Source organism: Halomonas shantousis (assembly GCF_054654615.1).
This window is the reverse complement of the sequence record NZ_BAAIER010000002.1, coordinates 2,436,679-2,449,801: the sequence shown is the minus strand read 5'-3', so window position 1 is coordinate 2,449,801 and position 13,123 is coordinate 2,436,679. Positions and strand designations below refer to the sequence as shown.

Sequence of the window (13,123 nt, the reverse complement as noted above, 5' to 3'; positions counted from 1 at the left end):
TGATGGCCGTTTAATGAATGGGGGACGGCGATAGAAGCCGGCCCCCATGTGTCATCAAGTCTCTTCCAGGCCCTGCTCACGCTGGGCCAGGTTCCAGCCGCCCAGGTCCTTGAAGCGATTGACGATGGCGCAGAACAGTTCGGCAGTGCGTTCGGTATCGTAGCGCGCGGAGTGGGCGGAGCTGTTATCGAATTCGATGCCGGCTGCACGGCAGGCTCTGGCGAGCACCGTCTGCCCATAGGCCAGGCCGGAAAGCGTCGCGGTATCGAAACTGGAAAAAGGATGAAAGGGGTTGCGCTTGATGCCGCATCGCGTGATGGCGGCGTTGAGAAAGGTATGGTCGAAGGCGGCATTGTGGCCGACCAGAATGGCGCGCGTGCAGTTGTGTGCCTTCACCGCCTTGCGTATGGGCTTGAAGATTTCGCCCAATGCCTCGGACTCGCTAAGCGCAACCTGCTTGCGAAAGGGGCTGTGCAGGTCGATACCGGTAAAGTCCAGGGCCGATTGCTCGACATTGGCACCCTCGAAGGGTTCGATGTGAAAGGCGTAGGTGGCATCGGGTAACAGATTGCCCTGATCGTCCATGGTCAAAGTGACCGCTGCGATCTCGAGCAGGGCATCCTGCTGGGCATTGAAGCCACCGGTTTCGAGATCGACCACGACGGGTAGATAACTGCGAAAACGTTGAGCCATCAAATCGCGTGCGCTGGCGTCGGTCATGCCCTTGCTCCGTCCCGTGAACTACCCGGCGAATCGCCGCTTGGCAGAAGAGCCTCCGGCTCCCCCGTGAAATGCCCGGGATTGTAGCATTTTGGCATGGGGGCGTCCCGCTCGTCGGTATTCGTGTGCTGCCGGCGGCGCTATAATCGGGCGATTATGGTACCCGGCGCCAGCTCGGGTCCGATTCCCCAACGAAGGAGCCCAGCATGTCCGATGTGAAAAAGGTCGTCCTTGCCTATTCCGGCGGCCTAGACACTTCCGTCATCGTCAGATGGTTGCAGGAGACCTATGGCTGCGAGGTGGTGACGTTTACCGCCGATATCGGTCAGGGCGAGGAAGTCGAACCGGCACGTGCCAAGGCCAAGGCGCTAGGCGTCAAGGAAATCTACATCGAGGATCTGCGCGAGGAGTTCGTGCGCGATTACGTCTACCCGATGTTTCGTGCCAACACCATCTATGAAGGCGAGTACCTGCTGGGCACTTCCATTGCCCGGCCGCTGATCGCCAAGCGTCTGATCGAGATCGCCAACGAGACCGGCGCAGACGCCATCTCCCACGGCGCTACCGGCAAGGGCAACGACCAGGTACGCTTCGAACTCGGTGCCTACGCACTCAAGCCCGGCGTCAAGGTCATTGCCCCGTGGCGCGAGTGGGATCTCACCTCGCGTGAAAAGCTCATGAACTACTGCGAGCAGCATGAGATTCCGGTCGACTTCTCCAAGAGCAAGAAGAAGTCGCCATACTCGATGGACGCCAACCTGCTGCACATCTCCTATGAGGGTGGCATCCTCGAGGATCCCTGGGCCGAGGCCGAGGAAGACATGTGGCGCTGGAGCGTTTCGCCCGAGGCGGCACCCGATCAGCCCACCTACGTGGAGCTGACGTTCGAGCGTGGCGATATCGTCGCCATCGATGGCGAACGGCTGGCGCCGCACGAGGTGCTGGCCAAGCTCAACAAGCTAGGCGGCGACAACGGTATCGGCCGTCTGGATATCGTCGAGAACCGTTACGTCGGCATGAAGTCGCGCGGCTGCTATGAAACGCCGGGTGGCACCATCATGCTGCGTGCCCACCGTGCCATCGAGTCGATCACCCTCGATCGCGAGGCGGCGCACCTCAAGGACGAGTTGATGCCCAAGTACGCCGAGACCATCTATAACGGCTACTGGTGGAGCCCGGAGCGCAAGATGCTGCAGGCGGCCATCGACGAGACCCAGCAATACGTCAATGGCGTGGTGCGCATGAAGCTCTACAAGGGCAGCGCCAGCGTAGTGGGGCGCAAGTCCGAGCAATCGTTGTTTGACGAGTCGATCGCCACCTTCGAGGATGATGCAGGGGCCTATAATCAGAAGGACGCCGAAGGCTTCATCAAGCTCAACGCTCTGCGCCTGCGCATCGCCGCCGGCAAGGGGCGCAACGCCAGCTGATTCCACTACTCATGCATCATCATGGAGGAGGAGAGCATGCTCAAACGTCTCATTGATGGCTTGTTCCGTAGCGGGGATGTCTATGCCGAAGAGGTCCCTCCTACGGAGTACAAGGGATTCGAGATCACTCCCGATCCGCAGGATGCGGGAGGACAGTATCGTGTCAGTGGCTGGATTCGTCAGCCTGTCGAGGGAGGGCAGGCTCGCGAGCATCGCTTCGAGCGTTCCGACATTGTCTCCGATCGGCTCGAGTGCATCGAGTTGACCCTCGACAAGGCGAAACGCCTGATCGACGATCGCGGCGAAGACATCTTCAACGATTGATCCTCCGCCGGCATGTCACGATAGACGGCGCTTCTTCGGAAGCGCCGTTTTTTTGCGTCTGAGCTCTTGCTCTCCGGTTGCTTCTAGAGGGCGGAGAGATGCTGGATGGTACGCCGGGCGCCGGTGCGGCATGATGATAAAGCTCTCACTTCATAGGCAGCTTCGCATGATTCAGGTCCACCATCTGGAAAACTCCCGCTCACAGCGCGTGTTGTGGTTACTCGAAGAGCTGGGGCTCGACTACCGGATCGTTCACTATCGGCGCGATCCCAAGACCCTGCTGGCGCCGCCCGAACTCAAGAAGGTCCATCCGCTGGGTAAATCGCCGGTGATTACCGATGGCGATATTACCGTCGCCGAATCCGGAGCGATCATCGACTATCTGATCGACACCTACGACACCCGCAGAGAGCTGATTCCCACCGTGGACAGTGCCGATTACCGGCGCTACCGTTTCTGGCTGCACTACGCCGAGGGCTCGGCGATGCCTCCGCTGGTCATGAGGCTGGTGTTTTCACGGCTCGACAAGCCACCGGTGCCCGCACTGATCCGGCCTGTCGGACGCCTGCTGGCCGTCGGCGTGCAGAGCCGTTTTCTCGATCCGCAAATTCGCCAGCACCTGGATTTCTGGGAAGATGAACTGGCACGCTCGACCTGGTTCGCCGGAGAGCAATTCACTGCGGCAGACATCCAGATGAGCTTCCCTCTGCTGGCACTCGAGTCGCGCGGCGGCTTCGGCGATCATGCCAACGTGAAGGCATGCCTGGCGCGCATGCGGGAACGGCCCGCCTATCGTCGGGCCATGGAGAAGGGCGGTGAGTTTCGTATGTCGACTTGATCTCGCTCAAAACGGGGCGCCGGAATACCGAAGCGGGCTTTACCCGAGGCGAAAGGTGTTCTTAGCTTGAAGGGGAGCCAATGTCCATCGGGAAGAGAGGAGACACCGGATGTCACGCTTGATCACCGCCCTGCTGCTGGCCGCAATGACGATGCCGGTAGCGGCGCAGACCACACTCGAGAAAGCGCAGAACGAGGCCACCGATCAGGAAAAGCCCGATACGATCGGCGTCGAAGAGGCGAGAGCCGAGAGGGAGATCCGGCCCTGCAAGCAGGTCAGGGTAGAAGTCGATCGCGAGATCCAGGCGTCGGGCGCCAAGGACTACTCACTGGAAATCGTCCCGGAAGCCCGTATCGAGCACAGCGGCGAGCAGGATAGGACTCAGGGGCAGACGTATCAGGATGAGGAGCTTCAGGACGGCGACATCGTCGGCAGCTGCGACAGCGGCGAGAAGCGCATCATCTTCAGGCGTGACTGATTCACGCGTAGCCAATCACACGTGTCAGGCACATCCAGCGGGATCACGACGCTGCGGAGGTGCGGCGCAAGCTGTAGACCGCGCGTCCCAGCCACTCGTGTAGCGCCTGAGTACTCTGACGCAGATGATAGGCGCGCGGTATCCATGCCACCACCCCGGGTGGCGGGGCGCTGGCGAACTCCGTTGGCGCAGGAATCACATCGAATCCGGCTGCCTCGAAAGCGGGCACGGCACGCGGAAGATGCCAGGCCTGACTGACCAGGACGATACGATGGATATGCTCCGTACCGAGTACCTGGGCCGTGTAGCTGGCGTTCTCGGCGGTCGTGCGGCTAGCGGTTTCCACCCAGCGCACCGGGATATCGAAAACCTGCTCCAGTGCCTTGGCCATCAATGTCGCCTCGGCCTGCGGCTCATCGAAACCCCGCCCGCCGCTGACGAGAATCGGCAGTCCGGTCTGGCGTGCCAGCTTGGCGCCGTAGGCCAGGCGCCGCCACGTTGCATTATTCGGTGCATCTCCCCAGCCAAACTCGGGTGACGCATAGTCCCGTCCGCCGCCCACGATCACGATGGCTTCGGCATACTCGAGTTGCTCGACGGTCGGCGGTGAATAGTTTTCCAGTCCCTGCCGAAGCGCGTGACTGACGACAGGGGTGGCCAGCAGCAGCAGGCTGGCGATACCCGCGCCGATCAGGCTGGCGCCCAGCCAGGGCATGCGGCGCCAGAGCAGGATACCCGCCACGATGAGCACAACGTTGAACAGGGGAGGCAGCAGGGCATATTTGAGCAGGTTCAGCATGGGGAAGCGTAACTTGGCCGGCGAAAGGCCGAAGTGTAACGGAAACGCCGGCTGGCGGCAGCGCCATGGAGAACTGGCGTCCGGCAGTGGTCCCGCACGCCCTGCATTGCGGGACCGTGCCGGGCCCGCGTGAAGAAGGCGTGGCTCTAAGCGAGATCGGTCTTGTCGGGATATTCGCAGAGATCCTCGATCACGCAGCTGCCGCAGCGTGGCTTGCGTGCCACGCAAGTATAACGGCCATGCAGGATCAGCCAGTGGTGAATGTCCTGCTTGAACTCCTTGGGCACGCAGCGCAGCAACTTCCTTTCGACCTCGATGACATCCTTGCCTGGTGCGATGCGGGTGCGGTTGGAAACCCGGAAGATATGCGTATCCACGGCAATGGTGGGATGGCCGAACGCCGTATTGAGGATCACGCTGGCGGTCTTGCGGCCTACGCCGGGCAGCGACTCCAGCGCCGTGCGGGTCTGCGGCACCTCTCCCTGGTGCTGGTCGACCAGGATCCGGCAGGTTTTCATCAGATTTTCGGCCTTGGTATTGTACAGACCGATGGTTCTGATGTGTTCCTTGAGGCCGTCGAGACCCAGGTCGAGAATCGCCTGCGGTGTGTTGGCTGCCGGGAACAGCCGTGCGGTGGCCTTGTTGACCCCGACATCGGTGGCCTGGGCGGAGAGCAGCACGGCGGTCAGCAGCTCGAAGGGCGTCGTCCAGTTCAGTTCGGTGGTCGGATTGGGGTTGTGCTCGCGTAGCCGGGCGAAGATCTCGTAACGTTTTTGGGCGTTCATGGGCTCGGTCGAATTATTTGATGATGCCGGTCACTCGGACCCGGCGACTCTCGCGGGGCGTGTCGACCCGCCGAGCCTGACGATGCCGCCTGGCCCGGTCGTCGATCACGTTCTTGAGCGCGATCAACAGCCCCGTGGTGAAAAAGGCCCCCGGTGGAAGCACCAGAAACAGGAAATCGTAATCGGGAAACACCTCGACCTGCCAATCGGCGGCGAGCGGACCCAGCAGCAGGTCCATGTCGGCCAGCAAAGTGCCCTGGCCGAACAACTCGCGCAGCGCGCCCAGGACCAGCAGTACGGCACCGAAACCGAGCCCCATCATCAGGCCATCCGTTGCGGCCGGCAGCATGGGATTTTTCGAGGCGAAGGTATCGGCACGGCCAAGGATGGCGCAGTTGGTGACGATCAGCGGAATGAAAATGCCGAGAACCTGGTAAAGCTGGAAGGTATAGGCCTGCATCAAGAGCTCGGCACAGGTGACGAAAGCGGCAATGATCATCACGAACGCTGGCAGGCGTACCGCTTCCGGCACATGGTGGCGGATAAGCGATACCGAGACGTTGGCGCCGACCATGACCAGCAGCGTCGCCAGCCCCAGTCCGAGCGCGTTCACCACGCTGGTGGTCACGGCCAGCAGCGGGCACAGCCCCAGAAGCTGCACCAGCGCGGGATTGTTCGTCCAGAGACCGTTGCGCATGAGGGAGTCGAACTGGCTCATTGAGGGTCGTCCTCGCTTGCATTCAGAAGTCTCTGCCGGTTGTCGGCGAAGTATTCCAGGCTACGACGGACGACACCGACCACTGCACGTGGCGTCACGGTCGCGCCGGTGAAGGCGTCGAACCGGCCGCCATCCTTCTTCACCGCCCATTGCGAGGGCGGCGGGTCGTCGAGGGACAGGCCGGTGAAGCGAGTGATCCAATCGGATTTGCGCACTTCGATTCTATCGCCAAGCCCCGGCGTTTCCCGATGCTGCACGACCCGCACGCCGCTAAGGCGCCCGTAGCTGTCGATGCCCACCAGCAGATCGATAGCGCCGCTGTACCCGTCAGGTGCCGTTACCGGCAGAATGACGGCACTGACCTGGCCCCGGCGCATGGCCCGCCACGCCGTGAAAGGAACGCTGTGTCCCAGTTCGGGAGCCGCCGGAAGCAGTACGCTCGCATCGAGCAGGTCGTTGTCGTGCAGAGCATCGGGCACTACCTGCTTCAGCACACGATATTCGTTTGCCTGACGATTGTCAGCGATGCGTTCTGCCGTCACTGCATGGGTCATTGCGATCACGCCGGCGGTGACCAGCGCGAACAGCCCCAGGCCTGTGGCGTTACGGACAATGCTGCGTGCCAGTTCGGTCATGGAGCGTCTCTGTCGTCGAGCCGCGTCACCTTGATGCCGCGATGGGAACGGGCGTGGCCGTAGACGCGGGGCCGAGTGTAGTAGTCGATGAAAGGCGCGGCGAAGTTCATCAACAGTACGGCGAAGGCGACGGCATCGGGATAGGCGCCGTAGACGCGGATCAGGATGACCAGCAGGCCGATACCCGCACCGTAGACCCACTTGCCTCGGCGGCTGGTGGCGGCGCTGACCGGGTCGGTGGCGATGAAGAAGGCGCCGAAGATCGCCGCGCCGCCCAGCAGATGGAACAGCGGACTGGCGTGGTGACTGGGTTCGCCAGCATAGAGCAGCGTGGCCACCAGCGTCAGGGTGCCGAGCATGGCCACGGGGATGTGCCAGCCAATCACGCGCTTGTAGAGCAGCAGCCCGCCGCCGACAAGCCAGGCCAGGGCGGCGTGGTGCCAGGCGGCCAGAGTGCCGTCCGCTAACGGGTCTCCCGCCCAGAACTCGCTGGCCATCAGGCTCTGCGGCTTGTGCTTGAAGGCATCCAGTGGGGTGGCGCCGGTCATGGCGTCGGCCGGGGGGATCAGTCCCGCCACGTGGCCCAGTGCCTCGCCCAGCGAGATCGCGTCGGGGCCGAACACGCCATGCGGCGGCACCCACTGGGTCATGGGAACAGGGAAGGCGACCAGCAACAGGGCGTAGCCCACCATGGCGGGGTTGAAGAGATTCTGTCCCAGGCCACCGTAGAGGTGCTTGGCGACGACGATTGCCGCTGCCATGCCGACCAGTATCAGCCACCAGGGGGCGAGCGGCGGTAGCGACACGCCGAGCAGCACACCAGTCACCAGGGCACTGTTGTCGCGCAGGGTGGCAACGATGGGGCGACCACGCAGCGCCAGCATGGCCGCCTCCAGCAGCACACCGGTCATCATGGCCAGCGAGACATTGATGACCACGCCCCAGCCGAAGTGCCAGGTCAGCGTGACAACACCGGGGAGGGTGGCGAGCAGTACCCAGCCCATGACCCGGGCCGTAGAGGCGGGTATCGGTGGCGGCGAGGAGGGCGGCGAAGCATCGGCATGGATCAGGCTCATGACTTCGCCCCCTCGGGGGAGTTGCTGGGAGCGGAACGTGTCTCTTTCGTTGTCTCTGTCGTCTGCAGCTCGTCGAGGGCGGCCTGGGCGCGCTCCAGGTTGGCCTGCGTTCTGGCAAGCTTCTGCTTTGCAGCGTCACGGGCCTGCGGGTCGGCACTCGGGGTATCGAGCCGCTCCCACTCCTTCAGTGCCTTGCGTTGTGCTGACTGGGCCGCGGTCACGGCAATCCGGCGCTGCTTCAGTGCCTTGTCGCGTGCCGGACCGTCTTCGGTGCCCTTGTCCGGCCGGGTCTGCAGAGGGGACGCATCCCGTCCGGTATCGGACGGGGATCCACCGGACTGCGCGGCTGCGAGGCGTGTCTCGGCGGTTTGCAGATGTTCTCTGGCCGTGGCGAGCTGAACCTCGAGATCCGCGAGCTGTTCTGCTCCATCCTCTCCGGCTTCGCTGGCCCGCGCCAGGGCCTTTTCCGCCTTCTTCACCGCCGCCCGGGCCGCGGCCTGAGCGATTTTCAGGTGGCGGACCTGAGCTTGCGGCACGGACGTCGATGCTGACGGGGTCTCGACGGGGCCGGTACGAACCGGAGTCGCCTCGTCCGGGACTGCCGGGAGGGCTGAGGCGGAGGCGTCGTCATGACGCGTTTTCACCGCCTGTGCCCGGCGCTGACGCTTGGCTTCCTTCTCGGCTTCCTCCCGGGCCAGGCGCGCCTGGCGGAATTCGAAGCGGTGGCGGGCATGCTCGGCCCGGTGTGTTTCATGTCGATGCAAGCGGATCTCGTCCTTGGCGGCGCGGTAATACTGTACCAGCGGAATGTGGCTGGGACAGACGTAGGCGCAGGCGCCGCATTCGATACAGTCGAAGAGATCGAACAGCTCGGCCTTGTCATGTTCGCGTCCCTTGGCGAACCAGTACAGCTGCTGCGGCAACAGCGAGGCCGGGCATACGCTTTCGCAGGCGCCGCACCGGATGCAGGGCTGCTCGGCCGGCGGCGCGGGAAACTCCTCGGCGGTAGCTGCGATCAGGCAATTGGTGGCCTTGACCAGCGGCAGATCGAGGCGCTCCAGAGTAACGCCCATCATCGGGCCGCCCATAATCAGGCGGGCCGGCCCGTCGGCATGCAGTCCGGCTTCCGTCAGCAGCGTCTCGATCGAGGTGCCCAGTCGGGCCTCGACATTGCCGGGGCGCTCCAGCGCTTCACCGGTCAGCGTCACGATACGCGAGATCAGCGATTCGCCGTCACGTACCGCGCAGATGGCGGCCAGCAAAGTGCCGGGGTTGTGGCAAAGCACGCCGATATCGGCGGGCAGCCCATGACTGGGTACCTCGCGGTCGGTCAGCAACTTGATCAGTTGCTTCTCGCCACCGCTGGGATAGCGGGTGGGCACGACACGGAGTTCGATGGATCCGGCATCTTCTGCCGCAGCGCTGATGGCGGCTTGCAGCGCCGCGGCGGCCTCGGGCTTGTCGTCCTCGATACCGATCATGATTCGCGTGGCCCCCGAAAGCTTGGCGAACAGTCGGGCACCTTCGAGCACGTCGGTAGCGTAGTGGCGCAGGGTGATATCGTCTGCGGTGATGTAGGGCTCGCACTCGGCGGCATTGACGATCAGAGTGTCGATGGCATGACGCTCGCGTACGCGCGCCTTGACCGCGGTGGGGAAGCCGGCCCCGCCCAGCCCCACGATGCCCGCCTCGCTCAGGCGTTCGATGAGGATGTCATCGTCACTTTCCTGCCAGAGCAATCGAGGCAGGATGAATCTCTCGTCGCGGCCGTCGCTCTCGATCACGATACACGGCGCCGTCTCCCCCGAAGGGTGCGGAATCGGCAACGGTTCGATGGCGCTGACCGTACCGCTGATGCTGGCATGTACGGGGGCCGAAATCAGGCCCTGGGAGCGGGCAATCGGCTCGCCGGTGCGCACATGCTGACCCACGCACACGATCGGCTCGGCCGCGGTGCCGACATGCTGGCCTAGCGGCAGTACGGCCCGGTCGGGAAGCGGCGCCTGGCGCAGCGGGACTCGATTGGAACGCGACTTGCGCTGCGGGGGATGGATGCCGCCGGGGAAGCCGAAATGCCTAGCCATGTACCCTCTCCCCGTCCGTGGCGATAACCCGGTCCGGACCGCCGGGGTAGGGCCAGCGCCAGGCATCGAGCCCGCTTGTCCGGGGCAGCATGTCGATGCAGTCCACCGGACATGGTTCGACACACAGGTCGCAGCCGGTGCACTCGTCGATGATCACGGTATGCATGTACTTGGCGGCGCCGAGGATGGCATCCACCGGACAGGCCTGGATGCACTTGGTGCAGCCGATGCACTCGTCCTCGCGGATATAGGCCACCTTCGGCAGGTTATCGTTTGCATCCGCATCCGGGCCGTCCAGCGGCAACGCCTCGCGACCGAGCAAGTCGGCCAGCGCGGCGACGGTATCCTCGCCACCCGGCGGGCACTTGTTGATGGCATCGCCTTCCGCAATGGCTACGGCGTAGGGCTTGCAACCCGGATAGCCGCATTGGCCGCACTGGGTCTGCGGCAGCAGTGCGTCGATGTTGTCGATGATCGGATTGCCTTCGACCTTGAAGCGCTGGCTGGCAAAGCCCAACGCCGCGCCGAAGGCCAATGCCAATCCCGGCAGAGTCAGCATCGCGGTCAATACGCCGTGATCATTGAGCCATTCCAGCATGAATCATGTCCGCATTGTCATAGGAGATTTACGGTGCGTCGGAAGAGTCTCGGCTTCGCTCGTCGACTTTTCGGACAGGGCCGGATCACTCGAGGGGCGTCGCCTGCAGGGCGGAAGCGAGGCGCTTTGGCCTTCCTTCAAATCTGCACCAGGCCGGTAAATCCCATGAAGGCCAGTGACATCAGGCTGGCAGTGATCATGGCGATGGCGGCGCCCCGAAACGGACGTGGGACATCGGCCGTGGCCAAGCGTTCGCGCAGCGCGGCGAACAGCACCAGCACCAGCGAGAAGCCGGCCGCTGCACCGAAGCCGAACAGCGCAGCCTCCATGAAGCTCGACTGCCGGTTGAGGTTGAGCAGCGCTACCCCCAGCACCGCACAGTTGGTGGTTATCAGCGGCAGGAAGATGCCCAGTATCTGATACAGCAGGGGGCTGGTCTTGCGTACCATCATTTCGGTGAACTGCACCACGACGGCGATCACCATGATGAAGGTGAGGGTACGTAGATACGCGAGTCCCAGCGGTACCAGCAGATAGTGATATGTCAGATAACTGGCGATCGACGACAGGGTCAGCACGAAGGTTGTCGCCAGCGACATGCCCATGGCCGATTCCAGCTTGTTGGACACGCCCATGAAGGGGCACAAGCCCAGAAACTGTACGAGAACGAAATTGTTGACCAGAACGGTGCCGATCAGAATGAGGAGATAATCGGTCATGAAACCCGCAAGCCGTGTCGAGACTGTCGTGCCGTCAGGGTGTGCGTGCCGCCGCACGATGTCAGGCCCGGCATTATACGCGTCCTGCCAGGCACCGTATACCGGCTATCGGAGTGGCCGGGATCACTCGGCGGGAGGGGCGACCGCTTCGGTGTGCTCGTGGCTGACACGGTTGCGTCCGGCCTGCTTGGCCACATACAACGCTGAATCGGAGATTCGCAACAGGCATTCGGGGCTGCAGGGTGCGTCCGGCGTCGATATGGCAACGCCGATACTCACGGTCACGACCGGTGCGGTGGGCGACGCTTCGTGGGGGATATTCAGGCATTCGATCTTGTGGCGCAGGGCTTCCGCCTGATGCAGGGCTTCGTCCATTGACGCCACCGGCAGGACGACGATGAATTCCTCGCCACCGGTGCGTGCCACCAGTTCCTGGCGGCGCATGAAGTGCTGCATCATCGTATCGGCAAGTGCGATCAGGCAGGCATCACCGGCCTGATGGCCGTAGTGATCGTTATAGGCCTTGAAGTGGTCGGCATCGATCATGAGCAGAGCGAGTGACTGCCGGTCGCGCTGAGCACGGTTCAACGATGCCGTCAGAAAGCTGTCGAACAGGCGCCGGTTGGCGAGACCGGTCAATGGATCCTGCTGGGACAGCTCGATGAGAACCGAGGTCTGGCGCTGCTGATGTTCCAGAAGCCGCTCGAACTGGCGAGACAGGGTGCCGATCTCGTCACGCCGTCGCAGCAACGAGAGGGGGGGAGCGGCATTGATGTTGTGGCGTCGCAGAGTCTGAGTGTAGTGAGCGAGCTGGCGCAGAGGAGCGAGCACCATGCGCTCCAGCAGCATCAGCACGACGGTGACCACGACTACCAGCAGGCCGATGGTCCAGCACAGTGCGAAGTAGAACGCGCCCATGCTGCTTTGAAAGTGTTGACGGGGCAGTACCACCTGCATGTCGAGACGGTAGTCACTGGGCAGCGCCTTGAGGGAACGAGTGGCGACCATATGCTGTGCATTTGTTCGTGCCAGCGTCGTCGCGCCGGGGGTAGTGTTGTTCCCCTTGACGTCACTCCCCTTGACGTCACTCCCCTTGACCACATGAATGGAAATATTGTGTCCGGTCTGCGTTCTGAGTTGCTTGAACCATTGATCGTTCATGGTGCGCACCATGCCTAGCCAGCCGGCCGCCGGGCCACTGCCGTCGCTCTTGACGATCGGCCACAGGCTGACCAGTGCCCGCTCCGGCGTGGCCAGCAACCACGTATCTGCCTGCTCGACGGCGCCACTGTCGATCTGGTCGCGCAGCACCTTGATGAAGGGCGCTGACCAGGCACAGTCGCCCTTGTCGGTGGCACAGGAAGTGTAGGTATTGTCGTCGGGCATGAGGCCGGCGATTCGGTAGGGCGAGCCATCGGGCCGGAAATAGGCAATCAGCTGTAGATTGGCGTCTTCGAAGACCAATGCGTCATTGAGATTGGACGTCAGATAGCTGGGCATCAGTCCCTTTATAAAAGCATAACTGTCGTCCCAGGTTGCCCAGTCCTTGGTCAGTAGGCTGAGATGGGCCCGCTCGCTGGCGATCACCCGCTGCGCCTTGTCGAACTCCAGAGCGGCATATCTTTCTTCTTCGGCCAGCATTTGGGGCATCACGAACACGTAAGTCACCAGTGCCAGCACTGTCAGGGCCAATAGCAGTACGACGCCCAACGCCAGAAAGAAGCGATTGCGTAGAGAGGACAAGACTTGATTCATAGAATCTCTATTGCTGGTTGGGCGTCCCTTGGGGCGGCCTGTTTCAGGCCGATGAGAGTCGTGGCATGGCCAAGGGTTTATCGGCAGATGAGAGGCGATCTTGAGTCGGCGCTGCCATTCTTTGGTCGGATACCTCCTCGGGCATCACGGCAGGCAGCCAATACGAG

14 protein-coding genes are annotated in these 13,123 nt (G+C 62.8%); 4 read left to right on the top strand and 10 right to left on the bottom strand.

Going from position 1 to position 13,123, the window contains the following annotated elements:
- Positions 1-54 precede the first annotated feature (54 nt).
- A complete protein-coding gene (rnt, locus tag ACYQ12_RS11775) occupies positions 55-720 on the bottom strand; it encodes a ribonuclease T (protein ID WP_459871839.1) in 666 nt (221 codons plus the stop codon).
- A 206-nt stretch (positions 721-926) separates the two neighbouring features.
- Between rnt and ACYQ12_RS11770 the strand changes: the two genes are divergently transcribed.
- The 4 genes from ACYQ12_RS11770 to ACYQ12_RS11755 all read left to right on the top strand — a co-directional run bounded on the left by ACYQ12_RS11770 (position 927) and on the right by ACYQ12_RS11755 (position 3,787).
- Positions 927-2,147 carry an argininosuccinate synthase gene (locus tag ACYQ12_RS11770; RefSeq protein WP_459871837.1) on the top strand — a complete coding sequence of 407 codons (1,221 nt, stop codon included), beginning with the start codon at positions 927-929 and terminating at the stop codon, positions 2,145-2,147.
- Between the two features lie 36 nt (positions 2,148-2,183).
- The gene (locus ACYQ12_RS11765; protein WP_459871835.1) at positions 2,184-2,471 is read left to right on the top strand and encodes an HlyU family transcriptional regulator; all 288 of its coding nucleotides are present in this window, start codon (positions 2,184-2,186) and stop codon (positions 2,469-2,471) included.
- 166 nt (positions 2,472-2,637) lie between these two features.
- Positions 2,638-3,309, top strand: coding sequence for a glutathione S-transferase family protein (locus ACYQ12_RS11760; protein WP_459871832.1), 672 nt, complete (start codon positions 2,638-2,640; stop codon positions 3,307-3,309).
- A gap of 109 nt (positions 3,310-3,418) precedes the next feature.
- The gene (locus ACYQ12_RS11755; RefSeq protein WP_459871830.1) at positions 3,419-3,787 is read left to right on the top strand and encodes a DUF1161 domain-containing protein; all 369 of its coding nucleotides are present in this window, start codon (positions 3,419-3,421) and stop codon (positions 3,785-3,787) included.
- Positions 3,788-3,830: 43 nt separating this feature from the next.
- Here the strand turns inward: ACYQ12_RS11755 and ACYQ12_RS11750 are convergent, their stop codons facing one another.
- From ACYQ12_RS11750 to ACYQ12_RS11710, 9 genes are all read right to left on the bottom strand, one after another.
- Positions 3,831-4,586 (bottom strand): YdcF family protein, encoded by a 756-nt coding sequence (locus tag ACYQ12_RS11750; protein WP_459871828.1) that lies wholly within the window; start codon positions 4,584-4,586, stop codon positions 3,831-3,833.
- Positions 4,587-4,732: 146 nt separating this feature from the next.
- Positions 4,733-5,371, bottom strand: a complete 639-nt coding sequence (gene nth, locus ACYQ12_RS11745) for an endonuclease III (protein ID WP_459871826.1) — start codon at positions 5,369-5,371, stop codon at positions 4,733-4,735.
- A gap of 13 nt (positions 5,372-5,384) precedes the next feature.
- A complete protein-coding gene (locus ACYQ12_RS11740) occupies positions 5,385-6,089 on the bottom strand; it encodes an electron transport complex subunit E (RefSeq protein WP_459871824.1) in 705 nt (234 codons plus the stop codon).
- The gene (gene rsxG / locus ACYQ12_RS11735; RefSeq protein ID WP_459871821.1) at positions 6,086-6,724 is read right to left on the bottom strand and encodes an electron transport complex subunit RsxG; all 639 of its coding nucleotides are present in this window, start codon (positions 6,722-6,724) and stop codon (positions 6,086-6,088) included. The genes ACYQ12_RS11740 and rsxG overlap by 4 nt, the downstream gene beginning before the upstream one ends.
- Positions 6,721-7,800 (bottom strand): RnfABCDGE type electron transport complex subunit D, encoded by a 1,080-nt coding sequence (locus tag ACYQ12_RS11730; RefSeq protein ID WP_459871818.1) that lies wholly within the window; start codon positions 7,798-7,800, stop codon positions 6,721-6,723. The genes rsxG and ACYQ12_RS11730 overlap by 4 nt, the downstream gene beginning before the upstream one ends.
- A complete protein-coding gene (gene rsxC / locus ACYQ12_RS11725; protein WP_459871816.1) occupies positions 7,797-9,884 on the bottom strand; it encodes an electron transport complex subunit RsxC in 2,088 nt (695 codons plus the stop codon). The genes ACYQ12_RS11730 and rsxC overlap by 4 nt, the downstream gene beginning before the upstream one ends.
- A complete protein-coding gene (gene rsxB, locus ACYQ12_RS11720) occupies positions 9,877-10,482 on the bottom strand; it encodes an electron transport complex subunit RsxB (protein WP_459871814.1) in 606 nt (201 codons plus the stop codon). The genes rsxC and rsxB overlap by 8 nt, the downstream gene beginning before the upstream one ends.
- Positions 10,483-10,619: 137 nt before the next feature.
- Positions 10,620-11,201 (bottom strand): electron transport complex subunit RsxA, encoded by a 582-nt coding sequence (gene rsxA / locus ACYQ12_RS11715; protein ID WP_459871812.1) that lies wholly within the window; start codon positions 11,199-11,201, stop codon positions 10,620-10,622.
- Positions 11,202-11,324: 123 nt separating this feature from the next.
- Positions 11,325-12,956, bottom strand: coding sequence for a diguanylate cyclase domain-containing protein (locus tag ACYQ12_RS11710; protein WP_459871810.1), 1,632 nt, complete (start codon positions 12,954-12,956; stop codon positions 11,325-11,327).
- Positions 12,957-13,123 lie beyond the last annotated feature (167 nt).

What these genes read in the sequence shown, in the direction of transcription:
- ACYQ12_RS11740 (WP_459871824.1), bottom strand. Translation starts at nt 6,089, where the DNA reads ATGAGCCAGTTCGACTCCCTCATGCGCAACGGTCTCTGGACGAACAAT.
- rnt (WP_459871839.1), bottom strand. Translation starts at nt 720, where the DNA reads ATGACCGACGCCAGCGCACGCGATTTGATGGCTCAACGTTTTCGCAGT.
- nth (WP_459871826.1), bottom strand. Translation starts at nt 5,371, where the DNA reads ATGAACGCCCAAAAACGTTACGAGATCTTCGCCCGGCTACGCGAGCAC.
- rsxA (WP_459871812.1), bottom strand. Translation starts at nt 11,201, where the DNA reads ATGACCGATTATCTCCTCATTCTGATCGGCACCGTTCTGGTCAACAAT.
- ACYQ12_RS11770 (WP_459871837.1), top strand. Translation starts at nt 927, where the DNA reads ATGTCCGATGTGAAAAAGGTCGTCCTTGCCTATTCCGGCGGCCTAGAC.
- ACYQ12_RS11730 (WP_459871818.1), bottom strand. Translation starts at nt 7,800, where the DNA reads ATGAGCCTGATCCATGCCGATGCTTCGCCGCCCTCCTCGCCGCCACCG.
- ACYQ12_RS11755 (WP_459871830.1), top strand. Translation starts at nt 3,419, where the DNA reads ATGTCACGCTTGATCACCGCCCTGCTGCTGGCCGCAATGACGATGCCG.
- rsxC (WP_459871816.1), bottom strand. Translation starts at nt 9,884, where the DNA reads ATGGCTAGGCATTTCGGCTTCCCCGGCGGCATCCATCCCCCGCAGCGC.
- ACYQ12_RS11765 (WP_459871835.1), top strand. Translation starts at nt 2,184, where the DNA reads ATGCTCAAACGTCTCATTGATGGCTTGTTCCGTAGCGGGGATGTCTAT.
- ACYQ12_RS11750 (WP_459871828.1), bottom strand. Translation starts at nt 4,586, where the DNA reads ATGCTGAACCTGCTCAAATATGCCCTGCTGCCTCCCCTGTTCAACGTT.
- rsxG (WP_459871821.1), bottom strand. Translation starts at nt 6,724, where the DNA reads ATGACCGAACTGGCACGCAGCATTGTCCGTAACGCCACAGGCCTGGGG.
- ACYQ12_RS11760 (WP_459871832.1), top strand. Translation starts at nt 2,638, where the DNA reads ATGATTCAGGTCCACCATCTGGAAAACTCCCGCTCACAGCGCGTGTTG.
- rsxB (WP_459871814.1), bottom strand. Translation starts at nt 10,482, where the DNA reads ATGCTGGAATGGCTCAATGATCACGGCGTATTGACCGCGATGCTGACT.
- ACYQ12_RS11710 (WP_459871810.1), bottom strand. Translation starts at nt 12,956, where the DNA reads ATGAATCAAGTCTTGTCCTCTCTACGCAATCGCTTCTTTCTGGCGTTG.